Origin of the sequence: Streptomyces sp. NPDC058665 (genome assembly GCF_042714995.1) — a bacterium.
Lineage (GTDB): Bacteria > Actinomycetota > Actinomycetes > Streptomycetales > Streptomycetaceae > Streptomyces.
In genome coordinates, this window is the sequence record NZ_JBHXRX010000034.1 from 48,976 (window position 1) to 65,176 (window position 16,201).

9 protein-coding genes are annotated in these 16,201 nt (G+C 68.7%); 8 read left to right on the plus strand and 1 reads right to left on the minus strand.

Annotated features, from left to right (window positions below; translation table 11 throughout):
* Positions 1 to 67: 67 nt before the first annotated feature.
* The 7 genes from ACFWV8_RS22610 (at position 68) to ACFWV8_RS22640 (ending at position 12,090) form a co-directional block, all read left to right on the plus strand.
* The gene (locus ACFWV8_RS22610; protein WP_384205204.1) at positions 68 to 4,354 is read left to right on the plus strand and encodes a discoidin domain-containing protein; all 4,287 of its coding nucleotides are present in this window, start codon (positions 68 to 70) and stop codon (positions 4,352 to 4,354) included.
* A 113-nt stretch (positions 4,355 to 4,467) separates the two neighbouring features.
* On the plus strand, positions 4,468 to 5,475 hold the full coding sequence (locus ACFWV8_RS22615) for a LacI family DNA-binding transcriptional regulator (RefSeq protein WP_329380577.1): 1,008 nt from the start codon (positions 4,468 to 4,470) through the stop codon (positions 5,473 to 5,475).
* Between the two features lie 174 nt (positions 5,476 to 5,649).
* Complete coding sequence (locus tag ACFWV8_RS22620) at positions 5,650 to 7,071, plus strand: ABC transporter substrate-binding protein (protein WP_384205213.1); 1,422 nt, start codon at positions 5,650 to 5,652, stop codon at positions 7,069 to 7,071.
* 133 nt (positions 7,072 to 7,204) lie between these two features.
* Entirely contained in the window at positions 7,205 to 8,164 is a 960-nt protein-coding gene (locus ACFWV8_RS22625; RefSeq protein WP_384205220.1) for a carbohydrate ABC transporter permease, read from the plus strand.
* 11 nt (positions 8,165 to 8,175) lie between these two features.
* Entirely contained in the window at positions 8,176 to 9,117 is a 942-nt protein-coding gene (locus ACFWV8_RS22630; protein ID WP_384205227.1) for a carbohydrate ABC transporter permease, read from the plus strand.
* A 117-nt stretch (positions 9,118 to 9,234) separates the two neighbouring features.
* The gene (locus tag ACFWV8_RS22635) at positions 9,235 to 10,881 is read left to right on the plus strand and encodes an alpha-amylase family glycosyl hydrolase (protein ID WP_384205232.1); all 1,647 of its coding nucleotides are present in this window, start codon (positions 9,235 to 9,237) and stop codon (positions 10,879 to 10,881) included.
* A 123-nt stretch (positions 10,882 to 11,004) separates the two neighbouring features.
* The gene (locus ACFWV8_RS22640; protein ID WP_384205238.1) at positions 11,005 to 12,090 is read left to right on the plus strand and encodes a CobW family GTP-binding protein; all 1,086 of its coding nucleotides are present in this window, start codon (positions 11,005 to 11,007) and stop codon (positions 12,088 to 12,090) included.
* A 41-nt stretch (positions 12,091 to 12,131) separates the two neighbouring features.
* Here the strand turns inward: ACFWV8_RS22640 and ACFWV8_RS22645 are convergent, their stop codons facing one another.
* Entirely contained in the window at positions 12,132 to 14,582 is a 2,451-nt protein-coding gene (locus ACFWV8_RS22645; protein ID WP_384205245.1) for a DNA topoisomerase (ATP-hydrolyzing) subunit A, read from the minus strand.
* A gap of 245 nt (positions 14,583 to 14,827) precedes the next feature.
* Here ACFWV8_RS22645 and ACFWV8_RS22650 point away from each other — a divergent pair, with 245 nt between their 5' ends.
* Complete coding sequence (locus tag ACFWV8_RS22650) at positions 14,828 to 16,192, plus strand: pitrilysin family protein (protein WP_329392215.1); 1,365 nt, start codon at positions 14,828 to 14,830, stop codon at positions 16,190 to 16,192.
* Positions 16,193 to 16,201: the final 9 nt, after the last annotated feature.

Genomic DNA, 16,201 nt, shown 5'->3' on the forward strand with positions numbered 1-16,201 from the left:
TGGCACCAGCCATGCAGACAGAGCCGCGCCTCGCCGCCCCCGCGCCGAGGCCGAAGATCGGGGATACATGAGATCTCACCGCTGGAGATGGCGGGCGCTCTCCGCCGTCGTCACCACCAGTCTCCTGATGGTCGGCTGGCCGTCGCTCACCGCTTCGGCGGCCGACGGTCCCAACATCGCCGCGGGCAGTACCGCGGCGGCGAGCAGCGCATCGAGCGACCACTCCGCCCGGATGGCCGTGGACGGCAACCGGTCGACGTACTGGCAGGGCTCCGGCAAGAGCCTCCCCCAGTGGGTCCAGACCGATCTCGGCTCCGTGGCCCGGATCGACCAGGTCACCCTGAAGCTCCCCGCGGACTGGGAGACCAGAAGGCAGACCCTCGCCGTCCAGGGCAGCGCCGACGGCACCAGCTTCGCCACGCTGAAGACCTCGGCCTCGTACACCTTCAGTCCGGGCGAGGCCAACGAGGTCAGCGTCTCGTTCCCCGCCACCCGGGCGCGCTTCGTCCGCGTGAACATCACCAAGAACTCGGTGGCCTCCGCGGGCCAGCTCGCCGAGCTCCAGGTCCACAAGGCAGCGGCCGCGTCGGTGAACCTCGCCGCGGGCCGGACGCTCACCGAGAGCAGCCACACCGAGGTGTACGCGGCGGCCAACGCCAACGACGGCAACAAGGCCAGCTACTGGGAGAGCCGCAACGGCGCCTTCCCGCAGTGGCTCCAGGCCGACCTCGGCTCCTCCGTACGCGTCAACAGCGTCGTGCTGAAGCTCCCCGACGGCTGGGGCGCCAGAAGCCAGACCCTCAAACTCCAGGGCAGCGCCAACGGCACCGACTTCACGGACCTGACCGCGTCGAAGGCGTACCAGTTCGCGCCCGGCTCCGGGAACACGGTGACGATCCCCTTCGACGCCACCACCACGCGTTACGTACGGGTCCTGGTCACCGCCAACTCCGAGCAGCCCGGCGCCCAGGTCTCCGAGCTGGAGATCTACGGCCCCGAGACGGGCGACACCCAGGCCCCGACGGCGCCCGCCGAGCTGGCGTACACCGAGCCCGCCTCCGGTCAGATCAGACTGACCTGGAAGGCGTCGACCGACGACACGGCGGTCACCGGCTACGACATCTACGCCAACAACGTGCTCCGCACCAGCGTCGCGGGCAATGTCACCACCTTCACCGACACCCAGCCCGGCAACGCCGAGGTCTCGTACTACGTACGGGCCAAGGACGCGGCCGGCAACCAGTCGGGCAACAGCAACACCGTCACCCGCAAGCCGGCGGGCGGCGACACCCAGGCCCCGACCGCGCCCACCGGCCTCGCCCACACCTCGCCGTCGCCGACCCAGGTCAGGCTCACATGGCAGGCGTCGAGCGACAACACGGCGGTCACCGGGTACGAGATCTACGCCAACAACGTGCTGCGCGACACCGTCGCCGGCAACGTCCTGACCTTCACGGACACCCAGCCGGCCAGCACGACGGTCTCCTACTTCGTACGGGCCAGGGACGCGGCGGGCAACCGGTCGGGCAACAGCAACACGGTCGTCCGCACCGGCAGCACCGGCTCGGTCTCCAACCTCGCCGTCGGCAAGCCGATCAGCGCCTCCTCCGTGATCCACACGTTTGTCGCGGCCAACGCCAACGACAACTCGACGTCGACCTACTGGGAAGGCGCCGGGGGCAGTTACCCCAACACGCTGACCGTGAAGCTGGGCGCCAACGCCTCCACCGAGAGCGTCGTCGTCAAGCTCAACCCGGACAGCGGTTGGGGAGCGCGTACCCAGAACATCCAGGTGCTGGGGCGCGAGCAGAGCGCCACGGGCTTCACCAGCCTGGCCGCCGCGAAGGACTACGCGTTCAACCCGGCCTCCGGGAACCAGGTGACGATCCCGGTCTCCGGCAACGTCGCGGACGTCCAGCTCAGGTTCACCTCCAACACCGGTGCCGGCGCGGGCCAGGTGGCCGAGTTCCAGGTGCTCGGCGAGCCGGCGCCCAACCCGGATCTCCAGGTCACGGCCGTGACGGCGGCGCCCGCCGAGCCGGTCGAGTCCAACCCGATCACGCTGTCGGCGACGGTACGCAACAACGGCACGGTCGCGGCGGCGGCGAGCTCGCTGGAATTCCGCCTCGGTGACTCCAAGGTCGGCACGGCGGCGGTGGGCACCCTCGCCCCCGGCGCGTCGGCGAACGTCAGCGCCGCGATCGGACCGCGTGACGCCGGCAGCTACGAGCTCAGCGCGGTCGCCGACGTGGCGGACGCGGTGATCGAGCAGAACGAGACCAACAACACCTTCACCGCCGCTTCCCCGCTGGTGGTGAAGCCGGTCGCCAGCTCCGACCTGGTGGCGACTCTCGGCTCCTCCCCGTCAGCCCCGGCGGCCGGTGACACGGTCAACTTCTCCGTCACGGTCAAGAACCAGGGCACCGTCGCCTCTGCGGGCGGCAGCCACGGCATCACCCTGACCGTGCTCAACTCCGAGGGCGCCACGGTCCGGACCCTCACCGGCGCGCACACCGGAGCCATCGCGGCGGGCGCCACCACCGCGCCGGTCCCGCTCGGGACCTGGACCGCCGCCAACGGCTCGTACACCGTGCGGGTCGTCCTCGCGGACGACGCCAACGAGGTGCCGGTCAAGCGCGAGAACAACACCAGCACCCAGCCGCTCTTCGTCGGGCGCGGCGCCAACATGCCGTTCGACATGTACGAGGCCGAGGACGGCACGACCGGCGGCGGCGCGACGAAGGTCGGTCCCAACCGGACGATCGGCGACATCGCGGGCGAGGCGTCGGGCCGCAGGGCCGTCAACCTCGACGCGACCGGCGAGTTCGTCGAGTTCACCACCCGGGCCAGCACCAACACGCTGGTGACCCGGTTCTCCATCCCCGACTCGGCGGGCGGCGGGGGCCGCGACTCCACACTCAACGTCTATGTGGACGGCGTCTTCCTGAAGGCGATCGACCTCACGTCCAAGTACGCCTGGCTGTACGGCGCCGAGGCCGGTCCTGGCAACTCCCCGGGCCAGGGCGCGCCCCGTCATATCTACGACGAGGCGAACGTGATGCTGGGCAGGACCGTCCCGGCGGGCAGCAAGATCAAGCTGCAGAAGGACGCGGCCAACGACACCACCTACGCGATCGACTTCATCAACCTGGAGCAGGTCGCACCGGTCGCCAACCCGGACCCCGCCACGTACACGGTCCCGGCCGGCTTCACCCACCAGGACGTGCAGAACGCCCTGGACCGGGTCCGGATGGACAACACGGGCACCCTGAAGGGCGTCTATCTGCCCGCCGGTGACTACCAGACGGCCAGCAAGTTCCAGGTGTACGGCAAGCCCGTGCAGGTGATCGGCGCCGGTCCCTGGTACACCAAGTTCCACGCGCCGTCGACGCAGGACAACACCGACATCGGCTTCCGGGCAGAGGCCGCCGCCGCGGGTTCGTCGTTCAAGAACTTCGCGTACTTCGGCAACTACACCTCGCGTATCGACGGTCCTGGCAAGGTGTTCGACTTCTCGAACGTGCGCGACATCGAGATCGACAACATCTGGAACGAGCACATGGTGTGCCTCTACTGGGGCGCGAACACCGATGACATGACCATCAAGAACTCCCGTATCCGCGACATGTTCGCCGACGGCATCAACATGACCAACGGCAGCACCGGAAACCTCGTGACCAACAACGAGGCGCGGGCCACGGGAGACGACAGCTTCGCGCTCTTCTCGGCGATCGACGCCGGCGGCGCGGACATGAAGGACAACGTCTACGAGAACCTGACGTCGATCCTGACCTGGCGCGCGGCGGGTGTGGCCGTCTACGGCGGCTTCGACAACACCTTCCGCAACATCCACATCGCGGACACGCTCGTCTACTCGGGCATCACGGTCAGCTCGCTGGACTTCGGCTACCCGATGAACGGCTTCGGGACCGAGCCCACGACGATCGAGAACGTGTCGATCGTCAGAGCCGGCGGTCACTTCTGGGGCGCGCAGACGTTCCCCGGGATCTGGCTGTTCTCCGCGTCCAAGGTGTTCCAGGGCATCCGGATCAACAACGTGGACATTGTCGACCCGACGTACAGCGGGGTCATGTTCCAGACCAACTACGTAGGTGGGCAACCGCAGTTCCCGATCAAGGACACCGTCCTCAGCGACATCTCGATCACCGGTGCGAAGAAGAGCGGTGACGCCTACGATGCCAAGTCGGGCTTCGGGCTGTGGGCGAACGAGATGCCGGAGGCGGGGCAGGGTCCCGCGGTCGGTGAGGTCACGTTCAACGGTCTGAGGATGAGCGGCAACGCTCTGGACGTGAAGAACACCACGCCCAACTTCAAGATCAATATCAACCCGTAGCGCACGGCACCCTGCCGTGGTGCCGCCAGGGGCTCCCGGGTGGCACCACGGCTGTGCTGGGACTTTACGCTGAGAAGTAAGTAGCTTGCATCGCTTGCGCTAGTCTTGCGTGCATGACGCGACGACTTGCTCAGGTGGCGAAGAAGGTTGGGGTCAGCGAGGCCACGGTCAGCCGGGTGCTCAACGGCAAGCCGGGAGTCTCCCAGGCCACCCGCCAGTCCGTGCTGACCGCACTGGACGTGCTGGGGTACGAGCGGCCCACGCAGCTGCGCGGCGAGCGCGCCAGACTGGTCGGCCTGGTCCTGCCCGAGCTCCAGAACCCGATCTTTCCGGCCTTCGCCGAGGTGATCGGCGGCGCGCTCGCGCAGCAGGGCCTGACCCCCGTCCTGTGCACGCAGACCAAGGGCGGCGTCTCCGAGGCGGACTACGTCGAACTGCTGCTCCAGCAGCAGGTGTCCGGGGTCGTGTTCGCCGGCGGTCTCTTCGCCCAGGCGGACGCTCCCCACGAGCACTACCGGCAGCTCCACGAGCGCAAGATCCCGGTCGTGCTCATCAACGCGCCCATAGAGAACCTGGACTTCCCCACCATCTCCTGCGACGACGCCGTCGCCGTCGAGCAGGCGTGGCGGCATCTGGCGTCGCTGGGGCACGAGCGCATCGGCCTCGTCCTCGGCCCGTCCGACCATGTCCCCTCACGGCGCAAGCTCGCCGCCGCCGTCGCGGCCGTGAAGGCGGCCGGGGAGTCCCTGCCGGAGGAGTTCATCGAGCGGTCGATGTTCTCCCTGGAAGGCGGACAGGCCGCCGCCGCACGGCTGTTGGACCGGGGCGTCACCGGCATCATCTGCGCGAGCGACCCGCTGGCGCTCGGAGCCGTACGGGCGGCCCGCCGGCGCGGTCTGGACGTCCCCGGCGAGGTCTCCGTCGTCGGGTACGACGACTCGGCCTTCATGAACTGCACCGAGCCGCCGCTGACAACGGTCCGTCAGCCCATCGAGGCCATGGGGCGGGCGGCGGTGGAGCTGCTGTGCGCCCAGATCCAGGGCGGCGCGGTGCCGCCCGGCGAGCTGCTGTTCGAGCCGGAGCTGGTCGTCAGGGGCTCCACGGCGCAGTCGCCGCGCTAGTCGGCGTCCAACTCCGGGCCCAGGTACGGGTCGTGGCCGATGCGGAAGGCTGTCAAACTTTTACGAAAACGGCGCGAGATCTTGCGGTCCCCTGTCGACGGTGGTTGAGTGTGCCGCGCCCCGGCAGAGTTTCAGCCGTGGGCCTTCCACGCTCATGCCCGAAGGGGACCATCGATGAGAAGTGCTGGGTTCCGCCGTAATCGCCGTATCGACCGCACCGCCGCGGCCGCCATTGTCACCGTGCTCGCCCTGACTCTCGCCGCCTGCGGCACGAGCAGTAGCAGTAGCGACGACGACGGTGACTCCGGCGGCGGGTCGTCCGACCCGTCAGCGCCGTTGGACCCGAAGGCCAAGGTGACGCTCTCGATCGACTGCATGCCGCCGGCCGCGAAAGCGGCGGAGCTGAAGGAGTGGAACGAGGACGTCAAGGAGTTCAACAAGACGTACCCGAACGTCAGGATCGACGGAAAGTCCACGCCGGGGCAGTGTCTGGAGCCGCCGCGCTTCACCGCGATGCTCAAGGCCAAGTCCCAGCCCGACGTGTACTACACGTACTTCACCGACCTCCAGCAGGTGCTCGACAACGACGGTGCCGAGGACATCTCGGCCTACGTCAACGACAAGTCCGTGCCCGCGCTGAAGGACATCGACCCCAACGTCCTCGACGTGCTGAAGCAGGACGGCAAGCTCTACGGCCTGCCGACCAGCAACTACACCATGGGTCTGCTGATCAACCGGAAGCTCTTCGAAGAGGCCGGACTGGACCCCAACTCGCCTCCCACCACCTGGGAAGAGGTCCGTACGGCCTCCGACAAGATCGCCGGAATCGGCGGCGGCGTCTCCGGCTTCGGCGAGTACAGCGCCGGCAACAACGGCGGCTGGCACTTCACCGCATCGATCTACGGCCTCGGCGGCGACGTGGTCGATCCCACGGGCAAGAAAGCCGCGTTCAACACCGACCTGGGCAAGCAGGTCCTGGAGAACCTCCACACCATGCGGTGGGAGGACGACAGCATGGGCAAGACCCAGCTGCTCAAGTGGGGCGACCTGCAGAAGCAGATAGCCACCGACAAGCTGGGCATGTTCCTCGCGGCTCCCGACGACATCACGTACATGGTCCAGCAACTCGGCGCCAAGTACGAGAACTTCGGCATGGGCCCGATCCCCGGCGCCAAGGCGACCCTCTTCGGCGGCAACAACTACATGATCAAGAAGGGCAGTTCGCCCGACAAGATCAAGGCCGCCATCGCCTGGCAGAACTTCAAGTTCCTCACCCCGGGCAAGGGCCAGTTCGAGTGGGAGCGCAGCAAGGCCGACAAGCTCCCCGTCGGACTGCCCCAGCCGAACTTCTGGCTCGGTGAGTCCAAGACCAAGGACGACGCCCAGCGCGCCGAGCACGCCACGATGCCGGTCGAGAACTTCAAGCCCTTCATGGACAACCCGGTCAAGGGCAAGGCCGAGCCGCCGAAGGCGCAGGAGATCTACAAGATCCTCGACGTCGCCATGTCGGGAGTGCTGACCAACGAGGACGCGGACATCGACAAGCTGCTGTCGACCGCCGAGCAGCAGGTCAACCAAGTCCTGGCGGCTCAGTAACGGACATGCGGGGCCGGGTCACGCGGACCCGGTCCCGCCTCGGGCCGCTTCGTACGGACCCGGACCGGCCCCGTACCCCAACTCCGTCCGACCGCGAGCCAACGAGTCCGCGCACCGGCACCGAGGAGAGACCATGTCGGCCCCCACCCTGTCCAAGAGCGAGACGGCCCCGTCCCGCCCCGGACGTCCCGGCTCCCACCGGACGGACTCCGCCCGCGAGGAGTTCAAACGGTCCGTACGCCGCAATCTCTCGGCGCACGGGTTCCTGATCGGAGCCGTACTCTGCTTCTCGTTCTTCTCCTGGTATCCGATGGTCAGGGAATTCATCCTGGCCTTCCAGAAGAACGAGAACGGAGAGACCACCTGGGCCGGCTGGTCCAACCTCACGTACATCTTCAACGACCCCGTCTTCTGGCAGGCGTGGCGCAACACACTCCTGTTCACCGTTCTCGCGCTGCTGCTCGGATTCGTCGTCCCGTTCGTCATCGCCGTCGTACTCAACGAATTCCGGCACGGCCAGGGATATCTGCGGCTGCTCGTCTATCTCCCGGTGATGCTTCCGCCGGTCGCCTCCGTGCTGCTCTTCAAATATTTCTACGACCCCGGATACGGCCTGTTCAACCGCATCCTGGAAGTCTTCGGCCTCCCTGCCCAGCAGTGGCTCCAGGACACCGACACCGCCATGGTCTCCGTGGTTGTCGCGGCGACATGGATGAACATGGGCGGCGCGACCCTGATCTATCTCGCGGCGCTCCAGGGAATTCCCGGTGAGCTGTACGAGGCCGCGGAACTCGACGGCGCGGGAATCCTCCGCAAGATCTGGCACGTCACCATCCCGCAGACCAGACTCATTCTCTCGCTGCTGCTGCTCATGCAGATCATCGCGACGATGCAGGTCTTCACCGAACCGTTCCTGCTCACCAACGGGGCGGGACCGGAAGGGTCGACGACGACGGTCGTCTATCTCATCTACCAGTACGCGTTCAACTTCAACAACTACGGCAGTGCGGCGGCACTGGGACTCGTCCTGCTCGTACTCCTCGCGGGCTTCTCCGCGGTGTACGTGCGACTCAGCCGCGGCAGCGAAGACTAGGGGGTCAAGGCATGACAGCGAACACGCTCATACCCCGGCGCAGCCGGGCCGCCAAGCGAGCCGCCACCGTCGAAGTCGCCCGCCCGCGGACCCTGATCTCACCGGCCCAGCTCGGCAGATCCCGCGGCAGGACCGTCTACTGGATCGTCTTCGCCCTGGTGGTCCTCCTCTTCACCCTGGTCTTCCTCGGGCCGCTCTACTGGATGGTCACCGGCGGACTCAAGACCACCCAGGAAGTGGTGCAGAGCCCGCCGACGGCCTTCCCCACCTCCGTGCACCCGGAGAACTACGAGCAGGCGTGGAAGGTCATGGACCTGGCCAAGCTGCTCTTCAACACCCTGTACTACGCCTTCGGCGCGCTCGCCTTCCAGCTGATCTTCGATGTGGCCGCCGCCTACTCGCTCTCCAAGCTGCGGCCGGTCTTCGGCAAGGCCATCCTCGGCCTGATGCTGATGACGCTGATGATCCCGGCGACCGTCCTCGTCGTACCGCAGTACCTGACGGTGCTCGACGTACCGATCGTCGAACGGAACCTGCTCAACTCGCCCTGGGCGATCTGGCTGCCGTCCGTCACCAATGCCTTCAACATCTTCCTGCTCAAGAGATTCTTCGACTCGATCCCGAGGGAGCTGCTGGACGCGGCGGCCATCGACGGGGCGTCGGCGACGCGCACCCTGAGATCCGTGGTGCTGCCGATCTCCAGGCCGATCCTCGGAGTTGTGTCGATCTTCGCGGTCGTGGGCGTCTGGAAGGACTTCCTCTGGCCGATGCTCACACTGCCCGACCCGAGCAAACAAACCCTCAACGTGGGGATCTACTCGCTCGCGAGCGGGGTACCGGAGAACGTCCTGATCGCCGCGCTCACCATCGCGTCGGTCCCGACACTGCTCATCTTCCTGCTGTTCCAGCGCAACATCATGAGCGGTCTGACCGCGGGCGGCGTCAAGGGCTGACCCCCTCCCCGCCCCGCAAGCCCCTACCTCACCAGCACTCCGCCGCCGGTCCACTCACCCAGTCCCCGTTGTCCGGGGGCCGGCGGCGGAGTCCCACCTGCCCGAAAGGACCGTCACGTGGCAGCCAACCAGCCGGCCGAGGCCACCGTCGAATGGTGGCGCGACGCCGCCATCTACCAGGTCTATGTACGCAGCTTCGCCGACGGCGACGGCGACGGCACCGGTGATCTCGCCGGCGTGCGGTCCAGGCTGCCGTATCTGGTGGAACTGGGCGTGGACGCACTGTGGTTCACGCCCTGGTATCTCTCGCCCCTCGCCGACGGCGGCTACGACGTGGCCGACTACCGGACCATCGACCCCGCCTTCGGCACCCTCGCCGAGGCCGAGAAACTGATCGCCGAAGCCCGTGAGCTGGGCATCCGCACGATCGTCGACATCGTTCCCAACCATGTCTCCGACCAGCACGTCTGGTTCAAGGCCGCGCTGGCGGCCGGCCCCGGCAGCCCCGAGCGCGAGCTCTTCCACTTCCGTGCGGGGCGGGGGGCCGACGGCGAACTGCCCCCGAACAACTGGGTGTCCGAGTTCGGCGGTGTCCCGTGGACCCGGCTGGACGACGGTGACTGGTATCTCCATCTCTTCGCCACCGGACAGCCCGACCTCAACTGGGCCCACCCGGCGGTCCGCAGGGAGCACGAGGACGTGCTGCGCTTCTGGTTCGACCGGGGAGTGGCGGGCGTACGGATCGACTCGGCCGTCCTGCCCGCCAAGGACCCCGGACTGCCCGACTTCACGCCGGGGGTCGACGCCCACCCGTTCGTGGACCGCGACGAACTCCATGACATCTACCGCTCCTGGCGCGCCATCGCCGACGAGTACGGCGGCATCTTCGTCGGCGAGGTCTGGCTCCCCGACGCCGAACGCTTCGCCCGCTATCTGCGCCCCGACGAACTGCACACCGCCTTCAACCTCAGCTTCATGTCCAGCCCGTGGGACGCCGGCCTGCTGCGGACCGCCATCGACGACACACTCGCCGAGCACGCCCCGGTCGGCGCCCCCGCCACCTGGGTGCTCTGCAACCACGACGTGACCCGCACCGTGACCCGTTACGGGCGCGAGGACACCGGATTCGACTTCGCCGCGAAGGCCTTCGGCACCCCGACCGACCTGGAGCTGGGCACCGGACGGGCGCGCGCCGCGGCGCTGCTCTCGCTGGCGCTCCCCGGCGCCGTCTACGTCTACCAGGGCGAGGAGTTGGGCCTGCCCGAGGCCGACATCCCGCGCGAGCGCATCGAGGACCCGATGCACTTCCGCTCCGGCGGTACGGATCCGGGCCGCGACGGCTGCCGCGTACCGCTGCCCTGGACGGCCGACGCGCCGTACGCCGGCTTCGGGGGAGACACCGAGCCGTGGCTGCCGCAGCCGGAGTCCTGGGCGAAGTACGCCGCGGACCTCCAGGCGGGCGACCCGCACTCGATGCTCAGCCTCTACCGGCAGGCCCTGCGGCTGCGCCGTACGGAGCCCGGATTCGCCGTGGCACGGGCGTCCGGGGACACCGAATCCGGTTACGCGGGCGCCCAGTTGACCTGGCTGCCGGCCGGCCCCGGCGTGCTGTCCTTCACCCGTACCGACGGCCTGATCTGCGTCGTCAATCTCGCCGGGCCCCCCACGGAGCTCCCCGGCCACACAAGCGTTCTGCTGACCAGCGGCCCCCTGGACGACGAGGGGAGGCTGCCGCAGGACACCGCGGCCTGGCTGCGGAGCTGACTCCGCGGCCGAACGGGAGCGGGCCGGAGGACCCGTCGCAGGGGTGCGCCTGCCCGCTCCTATCCTGGAGCGGGCAGGCGCACCGCTCTGCCCGTCCCCCCCCGAGGAAGACGGAGCGCGGTCTTGGATCCGAGCACGGCCGGCAGACAGATTCCGGTGGTCGTCCTCGCGGGCTTCCTCGGCTCGGGCAAGACGACCCTGCTCAACCACCTTCTGCGGCGCCGGGCCGGCAACCGTATCGCCGTCGTCGTCAACGACTTCGGAGCCGTCGAGATCGACGCCATGACCGTCGCGGGCCAGGTGGGATCCACGGTCTCCCTGGGCAACGGCTGTCTGTGCTGCGCCGTCGACGCGAGCGAACTGGACGGCTATCTGGAACGGCTCAGCCGCCCCGCCGCCCGGATCGACATCATCGTCATCGAGGCGAGCGGCCTCGCCGAGCCGCAGGAACTCGTCCGGATGATCCTCGCCGGCGACAATCCGCGCACCGTGTACGGCGGGCTCGTCGAGGTCGTGGACGCGGCCGAGTTCGACAGCACGCGCCGGCGCCACCCCGAGACCGACCGGCATCTGGCCATCGCCGACCTGGTCGTCCTCAACAAGACCGACCGCGTGACACCCGTCGAACACGAGCGCGTCCGCGGGGTGATCGGGGAACTCGGGCCGGGGGCCGCGGTGGTCTCCGCGTCGTACGGGAGGATCGATCCGGGGCTGCTCTTGGACCCGGCCACGCGCCCGGCCGAGGAGGAGAAGGTCCGGCAGCTCTCCTTCGAGGACCTGCACGCCGAGGAGGGGGAGGCGCACGCGTACCATCCGCACGCCGCGTACGAGAGCCTGTCGTACGACGAACCGGCCGCCATGGATCCGCGCCGGCTGATGGCCTTCCTCGACTCACGGCCGGAGGGGGTCTACCGCCTCAAGGGCTTCGTGGACTTCGGCGCGGCCGACCCGGACAACCGGTACGCCGTACACGCCGTCGGCCGTTTCCTGCGCTTCTACCCGGAGCCCTGGCCACGGGGTGCCGGGCGCCGCACCCAGCTCGTCCTCATCGGCACCGGCATCGACCGCGACGCGCTCGGCAAGGAGCTGACGCTCTGCGCCCTCACCGACGAGGACGCCGCGAAGGGCGCCGACGAGACGGCGATGTGGGGCGTCCTGCGTTACGTACGGTCCGAGCCGGCGGCCGAAGAGGCCGCCGACCCGGTCTGAGCGCCCGCGTCTCAGCGTCTCGGCGTCTGAGCGTCTCCGCGTCAGCTCGCCGGACCCGCCAGGGAGGCGACGACCGACGGCGGCGGCGTCCCCGAACCGTCCCTGCGCGGATCCACCTCCGGCAGCGTGGCCGGTGAACCGTTCTTCAGCGCCGCCCGCGCCGGGGCCGCGCCCGCCCAGGCGAAGACCAGCACGTCCTCACCCTTGAGGAACCGCTGGCAGCGCACCCCGCCGGTGGCCCGCCCCTTGCGCGGGTACTGGTCGAACGGCGTGAGCTTCGCCGTCGTCTCCGAATCGTCCAGCGTGCCCTGCGAACCCGCGACCGTGTAGACGACCCCGTCGCCCGCCGGGTCGACCGCCGTGAACGAGATCACCGAGGCGCCGTCCGCCAGCTTGATGCCCGCCATGCCTCCGGCCGGCCTGCCCTGCGGCCTGACCTGCGAGGCCTGGTAGCGCAGGAGTTGGGCGTCGGAGGTGATGAAGACCAGATCCTCCTCGCCCGTACGCAGCTCGGCCGCCCCCACCACCCGGTCACCCTCCTTGAGGCTGATGACCTCCAACTCGTCCTTGTTGGACGGGTAGTCGGGGACGACGCGCTTGACGACACCCTGGAGCGTGCCCAGCGCGAGACCGGGCGAGGACTCGTCCAGCGTCGTCAGAGCGACCAGCTCCTCGTCAGGCTCCAGCGTCAGGAACTCCGCGAGCGGCGCCCCGCCCGCCAGGTTCGGCGCGGACGCGGTGTCCGGGAGCTGCGGCAGGTCGATGACGGAGATCCGCAGCAGCCGCCCCGTCGATGTGACCGCCCCGACCTCGCCGCGCGCCGTCGCGGGCACGGCCGAGATGATCACGTCGTGCTTGACCCGCTTGCCGTCGCCGGGGCCCAGCGGCCCGCCGTTGGCCGTACGCGCCAGCAGCCCCGTGGACGACATCAGCACCCGGCACGGGTCGTCGGCCACCTCCAGCGGCACCGCGGCGACCGGCGAGCTGCCCGACTCCAGCAGCACCGTGCGCCTGTCCGTGCCGAACTTCTTCGCCACCGTGGCCAGTTCGGCGGAGACGAGCTTGCGCAGCTCGCTGTCCGACTCCAGGATCCCGGTCAGCTCGTCGATCTCGCCGTTGAGCCGGTCGCGCTCGCTCTCCAGCTCGATCCGGTCGAAGCGGGTGAGCCGGCGCAGCGGCGTGTCCAGGATGTACTGCGTCTGCACGTCGCTCAGCGAGAAGCGCTCGATCAGCCGCTCCTTGGCCTGCGCCGAGTTGTCGCTGGAGCGGATGAGGCGGATGACCTCGTCGATGTCGAGGAGCGCGACGAGCAGCCCCTCCACCAGATGCAGCCGGTCGCGCCGCTTGGTCCTGCGGAACTCGCTGCGCCTGCGTACGACGTTGAACCGGTGGTCGAGATAGACCTCCAGCAGCTCCTTGAGCCCCAGCGTCAGCGGCTGGCCGTCCACCAGCGCCACATTGTTGATGCCGAAGGTCTCCTCCATCGGCGTCAGCTTGTAGAGCTGCTCCAGCACGGCCTCGGGGATGAACCCGTTCTTGATCTCGATGACCAGGCGCAGCCCGTGCGCCCGGTCCGTGAGGTCCTTGACGTCGGCGATGCCCATCAGCTTCTTCGCCGAGACCAGGTCCTTGATCTTGGCGATCACCTTCTCCGGGCCCACGGTGAACGGCAGTTCGGTGACGACGAGGCCCTTGCGGCGCGCGGTGACGTCCTCAACGGTGACCGTGGCGCGGATCTTGAACGTCCCGCGCCCGTTCTCGTACGCGTCCTTGATGCCCTGGAGACCCACGATCCGGCCACCGGTGGGCAGGTCGGGCCCCGGCACGTACCGCATCAGCGTTTCCAGGTCGGCGCCCGGGTGCTTGATCAGATGGCGGGCGGCGGCGATGACCTCGCCCAGATTGTGCGGCGCCATGTTCGTCGCCATGCCGACGGCGATCCCGGAGGCGCCGTTGACCAGAAGATTCGGATACGCGGCCGGCAGCGTGACCGGTTCCTGCTCCTGGCCGTCGTAATTCGACTGGAAATCGACGGTGTCCTCGTCGATCGACTCCGTCATCAGTGACGTGGCGTCAGCCATCCGGCACTCCGTGTACCGCATGGCGGCCGGCGGGTCGTCGTTGCCGAGGGAGCCGAAGTTCCCGTGCCCGTCGACCAGCGGCAGCCGCATGGAGAACGGCTGCGCCATCCGGACGAGGGCGTCGTAGATCGACGCGTCCCCGTGCGGGTGCAATTTACCCATCACCTCGCCGACGACCCGGGCGCACTTCACATAGCCGCGGTCGGGCCGCAGGCCCATCTCGTTCATCTGGTACACGATGCGGCGGTGCACCGGTTTCATGCCGTCCCGGGCGTCGGGCAGGGCCCGGGAGTAGATCACCGAATACGCGTACTCAAGGAAGGAGCCCTGCATTTCATCGACCACGTCGATGTCGAGGATCTTCTCCTCGAAGTCCTCGGGCGGCGGGGTCTTCGTGCTGCGGCGGGCCATCGCTGCTGCGGCTCCTTCACAGGTCTGTGCGGGTCTGGGCGGGCAACTTCGGGAACTTGACCGCACCATTGTGGCCCGCCGGACTGACAACGCGGACCTCGACCCGTCGTTGAACCGTCCGGGGCACCGTTTCGCAAGCGCTTGGCGAGTGGACGCCGCTTCGCCCGGCACGGGAACTTCGCCATGCGTCGGCACGCTTGCATACAGTGGCAGGACTTCTCCGTATCGCGATCGAAGGGACGTACATGCCCATGGGTCACACGGCCACAGCGCAGGCCGGTTCCGGCGGCCTGACAGCGACCGAGCACCGGCTCGCCAACGGACTGCGCGTGGTGCTCTCCGAGGACCACCTGACCCCGGTCGCCGCGGTCTGCCTCTGGTACGACGTCGGCTCACGCCACGAGGTCAAGGGCCGTACGGGCCTCGCCCACCTCTTCGAGCACCTGATGTTCCAGGGCTCGAAGCAGGTCAAGGGCAACGGTCACTTCGAGCTGGTGCAGGGCGCCGGCGGCTCCCTCAACGGCACCACCAGCTTCGAGCGCACCAACTACTTCGAGACCATGCCCACCCACCAGCTGGAGCTCGCCCTCTGGCTGGAGGCCGACCGCATGGGCTCGCTGCTCTCCGCCCTGGACGACGAGGGGATGGAGAACCAGCGCGACGTAGTGAAGAACGAACGCCGACAGCGTTATGACAACGTGCCCTACGGCACCGCCTTCGAGCGTCTGACAGCGCTTTCCTACCCCGAGGGCCACCCGTACCACCACACCCCGATCGGCTCGATGGCCGACCTGGACGCGGCGACCCTCGACGACGCGCGGCAGTTCTTCCGTACGTACTACGCGCCGAACAACGCGGTGCTCTCGGTCGTCGGCGACATCGATCCCGAGCAGACCCTCGCCTGGGTCCAGAAGTACTTCGGCTCGATCCCGGGGCACGACGGCAAGCAGGCGCCGCGCGACGGCTCGCTGCCCGACATCATCGGCGAGCAGCTGCGCGAGGAGATCCGCGAGGAGGTCCCGGCGCGCGCGCTGATGGCCGCCTACCGGCTGCCGCAGGACGGCACCCGCGAGTCCGACGCCGCCGATCTGGCGCTCACCGTCCTCGGCGGCGGCGAGTCCTCCCGTCTCCACAACCGCCTGGTGCGCCGTGACCGTACGGCCGTGTCGGCGGGATTCGGACTGCTGCGCCTGGCCGGCGCGCCCTCGCTGGGCTGGCTGGACGTGAAGACCTCCGGTGGCGTCGAGGTGCCCCAGATCGAGGCCGCGGTCGACGAGGAGCTGGCCCGGTTCGCGGCCGATGGCCCCACGGACGAGGAAATGGAGCGCGCCCAGGCCCAGTTGGAGCGCGAATGGCTCGACCGGCTCGGTACGGTCGCGGGCCGCGCGGACGAACTGTGCAGGTTCGCGGTGCTGTTCGGCGACCCGCAGCTGGCACTGACCGCCGTCCAGCGGGTGCTGGAGGTCACGGCCGACGAGGTGCGCGCGGTGGCCGAGGCCCGGCTGCGCCCGGACAACAGGGCGGTGCTGGTCTACGAGCCGGTCACCTCCGACGACGAGGACGCCGCCGCCGACGAGACCACCGACGAGCACGAGGGGGCGGACCAGTGACCGACGCTG

What these genes read in the sequence shown, in the direction of transcription:
- ACFWV8_RS22630 (WP_384205227.1), top strand. Translation starts at nt 8,176, where the DNA reads ATGACAGCGAACACGCTCATACCCCGGCGCAGCCGGGCCGCCAAGCGA.
- ACFWV8_RS22625 (WP_384205220.1), top strand. Translation starts at nt 7,205, where the DNA reads ATGTCGGCCCCCACCCTGTCCAAGAGCGAGACGGCCCCGTCCCGCCCC.
- ACFWV8_RS22645 (WP_384205245.1), bottom strand. Translation starts at nt 14,582, where the DNA reads ATGGCCCGCCGCAGCACGAAGACCCCGCCGCCCGAGGACTTCGAGGAG.
- ACFWV8_RS22610 (WP_384205204.1), top strand. Translation starts at nt 68, where the DNA reads ATGAGATCTCACCGCTGGAGATGGCGGGCGCTCTCCGCCGTCGTCACC.
- ACFWV8_RS22620 (WP_384205213.1), top strand. Translation starts at nt 5,650, where the DNA reads ATGAGAAGTGCTGGGTTCCGCCGTAATCGCCGTATCGACCGCACCGCC.
- ACFWV8_RS22650 (WP_329392215.1), top strand. Translation starts at nt 14,828, where the DNA reads ATGCCCATGGGTCACACGGCCACAGCGCAGGCCGGTTCCGGCGGCCTG.
- ACFWV8_RS22615 (WP_329380577.1), top strand. Translation starts at nt 4,468, where the DNA reads ATGACGCGACGACTTGCTCAGGTGGCGAAGAAGGTTGGGGTCAGCGAG.